The organism is Spirillospora sp. NPDC049652 (assembly GCF_040675125.1).
GTDB lineage: Bacteria > Actinomycetota > Actinomycetes > Streptosporangiales > Streptosporangiaceae > Spirillospora.
In genome coordinates this window covers 1-4,415 of the sequence record NZ_JBFAOF010000616.1, presented here as the reverse complement: position 1 = coordinate 4,415, position 4,415 = coordinate 1, and the positions used below count along the sequence as shown (strand labels likewise).

The following is a 4,415-nucleotide window of genomic DNA, read 5'->3' as shown; positions in this document are numbered from 1 at the left end:
CCGCCGTCGCCGCGCGCCGTCCTGGAGGGCGCGCTGACCGCCGTCATGCCGCTGGACGACGAGGGCCGCCGGATCTGGCGGGCCTACAACGCCTACTTCGTCCTGATGCTGGACGACCCCGACTTCGCCGAGCGCGTCGGCTCGCCGCACCACGGCGAGACGGACCGGTTCCTCGCCGAGCACATCGCGCGGGCGCAGGAGGCGGGCGAGATCGACCCCGGCCTGGACCCGCTGATCACGGCCGCGGGCCTCTTCACGATGGCGCAGGGCCTCGGGTCCGGCGTGATGGCGGGGCACCGGGACGGTCCGGCGGCCCGCGCGATCCTGGTCTACCACCTGGACCGGCTCTTCCGGCGTTAGTGATACGCCTGTACCATCTTTAAGTGGTACAGGCGTATCATCATGCCTCGGGAGGGCCGTATGCCGACCGCACCGTCCGCCGCGATCCCGTCGGGCCTGATCCCCACGGGCCTGATCCCCACGGGCCTGGTCCCGTCGGCGGCGTCCCCGCCGGTCTCGTCCGGGGAGTTCCGGGCCCCCGGCGGGGAGCTGTTCGAGTGGGGGCCGCTCTGGCCCGGCGTCCTGCCCGACTGGATCACCAAGCCGGTGCTGCTGATCGTGCTCTCGGCCCTCGCGGTGTGCGCGTTCTCGTGGCGCGCGTTCGGCCGCCCGAGCCTGGTCCCGCGCGGGATCCAGAACGTCGGGGAGCTCGGCTACCTGTTCGTCCGGGACCAGATCGCCCGGCCGATGATCGGCGCGGACGGCGACCGCTGGATGCCGTTCCTGCTGCCGCTGTTCCTGTTCGTCCTCGCGATGAACCTCATGGGGGACGTGCCCGTCCTGCAACTGCCCGCGACCTCGCACTTCGCGATGCCGCTGCTGCTCGCGCTGCTCTGCTACGCGCTCTACCTGGGGCTCAGCATCCGGACGCAGGGTTTCGCCGGGTACTTCCGGAACATCATGTTCCCGCCCGGCCTGCCGGTGTGGGTGTACGTGTTCTACGCGCCGATCGAACTGCTCCAGCACCTGGTCCTGCGGCCGTTCACGCAGTCGGTGCGGCTGTTCGCGAACATGTTCGCCGGGCACATCCTGCTGGCGTTCTTCGCGACCGTCGCCTGGTGGTTCCTGCTGGAACGGCCCACGGTCGCCGGGTTCGGGCTGGGCGTGGTCGGGGTGCTGATGTCGGTCCTGCTGACCGCGTTCGAGATCTTCGTGCAGGTGCTGCAGGCGTACATCTTCACGCTGCTCGCCGCGTCCTACATCGGCGGCGCGCTGCACCCCGACCACTGAGCCCGGGCCCGGAGCGGCCCGGCCGGATCCGGCCGGGCCGGATCACGGCCGGTCAGGCGCGGGCGGTGATCCTGGTGGGGAGGGCGGTGAAGCCCCGGTCGTTGGACGAGTAGATGCGCTTCACGCCCTTGTCGTCCAGCTCGAAGTCGGCGACGGCGGCGGCGATCTCGGTCAGCGCGACCCGCGCCTCCAGGCGGCCGAGCGCCGCGCCGAGGCAGTGGTGCCGGCCGATCCCGAACGACAGGGCGCGGCCGGTGTCGCGGTCGAGGTCGAAGGCGTCCGGGTCGGCGAACACCCGCGGGTCGCGGTTGGCCGAGCCCAGCAGGGCGAGGACGCGGCCGCCCTTCGGGATGGTCACGCCGTGCAGCTCGACGTCCTCGGTCGCGGTCCGCGCGAGCGCCTGCGTGGACGGGTCGAACCGCAGCGTCTCCTCGATCCACTCGTTGACGCGGCCGCCGCGCAGCGCGGCGGCGCGGGCGTCCGGATGCGTCCAGGCGGCGTGCCAGCAGTTGCCGAGCAGCAGCATGGACGTCTCGATCCCGGCCCCGACCAGCAGGATCAGCACCCCGACGATCTCCTCGGGGGTGAGCCGGTCCGCGCCCTCGGCGGCGTCCAGCAGGCCGGAGAGCAGGTCGTCGCGGCGGTCCCCGGCGCGCTCGGCGGTCAGCCCGGCGTAGTAGCCGACCAGCTCGCCGATCGCGGCCAGCGCCTCCGGCGGCAGGTCGGTCACCGGGCCCGGCACGTCCTCCGGCCGGTGCATGATCGCCGCGCCGAGCTCGCGGACCCGGTCCCGGTCGGCCTCGGGGACGCCGACCAGCTCGGAGATCACGTCGGTCGGGAACCGCGCGGCGAAGTCGCTCATCAGGTCGAACTCGCCGGCCTCCAGCAGCGGCGCGAGGTGGCCTCGCGCGATCTCGCGCAGCCGCGGCTCCAGCGCGGCGACGCGCCGGGCCGTGAACGCGCGGGACACCAGGCCGCGCATCCGGGTGTGCTTGGGCGGGTCCATGGCGACGAACGAGAAGAACCGCTCGGCGTCCGGGCCCCAGAACGCGGGCTCGATGCGCAGCCCGTTCACGCTGGAGAACCGCGCCGAGTCGCGCAGCGCGGCCTCGACGTCCGCGTGCCGGGACAGGACCCAGAGGTCGTCCTCGTCGTTCCGGTGGACCGGTGCCTCCTCCCGCAGCCGCGCGTACACCGGGTACGGGTCCTTCTGGACGTCGAAGTCGAAGGGGCTGTAGCGGACACTCATGGGAGGGCCTTCCGCGTCGTCGCGACCGAAGTACGTCGATCATGGCCGGAAGGCGCCCGGCAAGCCACCCGAAACGCGCGAACGCCCCGGCTTCGGGCAGAATGATCGCGCATCGCCCTGCCGAATCGAGGTGCACGTGAGCGCCGAGCGCGTCCCCCGGGGAATCGACCCCACCAAGCCGCATCCCGCCCGCCGCTACAACTACTGGCTCGGAGGCAAGGACAACTTCGAGGCCGACCGCGTCTCCGGCGAGGCCGTCGCGCTCGGGTTCCCGACGATCCGGGTCGCCGCGATCGAGAACCGGCGGTTCATGCAGCGGGCCGTCCGCCACCTCGCGGAGGAGGCGGGCATCCGGCAGTTCCTCGACGTCGGCACCGGCCTGCCGTCGGCGGGCAACGTGCACGAGATCGCCCAGGGGATCGACCCGGCGTCCCGCATCGTCTACGTGGACAACGACCCGATCGTCCTCGTGCACGCGCGCGCCCTGCTGACCAGCTCGCCGGAGGGCGCGACCGCCTACCTGGACTCCGACCTGCGCGAACCCGAGCGCATCCTCGCCGACCCGGCCCTGCACAAGACCCTCGACCTGAGCCGGCCGGTCGCGCTGATGCTGATCGCCATCACCCACTTCCTCACCGACGAGGACGACGCGTACGGCAAGGTCCGCACCCTCGTGGACGCGCTCGCCCCGGGCAGCTTCGTCGCGATCACCAACGCCACCGCCGACTACCTCAGCGACGAGGAACGCGCCGCCGTGGACGAGGCGAACCGGCGCAGCGGCATCCCCTTCCGCAACCGCAGCCGCGAGGAGTTCGCCAGGTTCTTCGACGGCCTCGACCTCGTCGAACCCGGTATCGGCTCGGTCGTCGAATGGCGCCCGGACGCCGTCGTGGAGCACGGCCCGTCCGTCGCCCAGGTCTCGATGTACGGTGCGGTCGCCCGCGTCCCCTGACCCACCGCCGGACCGGCCTCCTGGAAGGTCGGGCCACTGGAAGGTCGGACTACTGCCTTGCCAGGACGCGCGACGTCCCCGCGATGATCGTGCTCGCCAGCACCCATCCGCCCGCCGTGAGCGCGGGCAGCCGGGCGCCGTCCAGGACGGGCGCTCCGGCGAGGTCGGTGGGGCGGGATTCGGGGAAGGCGTCCCAGACGCGTTGCTCGGGTTCGGTCAGGTCGTCCACGTCGGTGGGACGCCGGAGCAGGGGCGCGGGTTGCGCCGGGCGGCGGCGGCCGTCAGGAGAGGCGGAGGGCCAGGAAGAAGTCGACGCGGTCCTCCAGGGTGGACAGGTCGCGGCCGGTCAGTTCCTCGATGCGCTGGATCCGGTAGCGGACGGAGTTGACGTGCAGGTGCAGCCGCTCGGCGCAGCGCGTCCATGAGCCGGAGTGCTGGAGGAACGTCTCCAGGGTCGGCAGCAGGTCGGCGTTGTGCTCCTCGTCGTAGGTGCGCAGCGGGTCGAGCAGCCGGACCTTGAACATGTGGCGGACGTCGTCGGGCACCGACGCCAGCAGCAGGACGTGCGTGGCCAGCTCGTCGTGCCGGACGACCGACACCGCGTCGCCGCGTCCGGCCGACAGCCGCCGGGCGTAGCGGGCCTCCTCGACCGCGCCGCGCAGGTCGGCGGCGGCGACGACGTCGCTCACGCCGACCGCGAGGCGGTCGCCGCCGAGGCCGGGGGCCAGCGCCAGCAGCGTCCGGTGGAGTTCGTCCGCGATGTCCCGGCCGGGCTCGACCTGCACCAACGCGAGCGCCTCGTCGTCCAGGAGGCCGACGACGGGAGGCGGGCCGCCGGGGAGCGCCTCGCGCAGCACGGTCCGCAACTCGCCCCGGCGCAGCCGTCCGGACGGCGCGGGCGACAGCGTGTCCGGGGGAGTGGCC

6 protein-coding genes are annotated in these 4,415 nt (G+C 73.0%); 3 read left to right on the top strand and 3 right to left on the bottom strand.

Features of this window, described 5'->3' with window-relative positions; genetic code table 11:
- Both AB0J52_RS29135 and atpB read left to right on the top strand, forming a co-directional pair.
- A partial coding sequence (locus AB0J52_RS29135; RefSeq protein ID WP_500185719.1) for a TetR family transcriptional regulator C-terminal domain-containing protein occupies positions 1-360 on the top strand: 360 nt, incomplete at its 5' end.
- Between the two features lie 60 nt (positions 361-420).
- Positions 421-1,290 (top strand): F0F1 ATP synthase subunit A, encoded by an 870-nt coding sequence (gene atpB / locus AB0J52_RS29130; RefSeq protein ID WP_500185718.1) that lies wholly within the window; start codon positions 421-423, stop codon positions 1,288-1,290.
- A gap of 52 nt (positions 1,291-1,342) precedes the next feature.
- Here atpB and AB0J52_RS29125 read toward each other — a convergent pair whose 3' ends face one another.
- A complete protein-coding gene (locus AB0J52_RS29125) occupies positions 1,343-2,539 on the bottom strand; it encodes a cytochrome P450 (RefSeq protein WP_500185717.1) in 1,197 nt (398 codons plus the stop codon).
- A 136-nt stretch (positions 2,540-2,675) separates the two neighbouring features.
- On the opposite strand from AB0J52_RS29125, the gene AB0J52_RS29120 reads away from it, so the two are divergent.
- On the top strand, positions 2,676-3,491 hold the full coding sequence (locus AB0J52_RS29120) for an SAM-dependent methyltransferase (protein WP_500185716.1): 816 nt from the start codon (positions 2,676-2,678) through the stop codon (positions 3,489-3,491).
- Positions 3,492-3,540: 49 nt separating this feature from the next.
- Here AB0J52_RS29120 and AB0J52_RS29115 read toward each other — a convergent pair whose 3' ends face one another.
- Together AB0J52_RS29115 and AB0J52_RS29110 are read right to left on the bottom strand one after the other, a co-directional pair.
- A complete protein-coding gene (locus tag AB0J52_RS29115; RefSeq protein WP_500185715.1) occupies positions 3,541-3,720 on the bottom strand; it encodes a hypothetical protein in 180 nt (59 codons plus the stop codon).
- A 52-nt stretch (positions 3,721-3,772) separates the two neighbouring features.
- Positions 3,773-4,415: PucR family transcriptional regulator (locus tag AB0J52_RS29110; protein ID WP_500185713.1), on the bottom strand; the 643-nt coding region annotated here is incomplete at its 5' end.

Excerpts from the sequence above, each read along its gene's own strand:
- atpB (WP_500185718.1), top strand. The coding sequence starts at position 421 with ATGCCGACCGCACCGTCCGCCGCGATCCCGTCGGGCCTGATCCCCACG.
- AB0J52_RS29125 (WP_500185717.1), bottom strand. The coding sequence starts at position 2,539 with ATGAGTGTCCGCTACAGCCCCTTCGACTTCGACGTCCAGAAGGACCCG.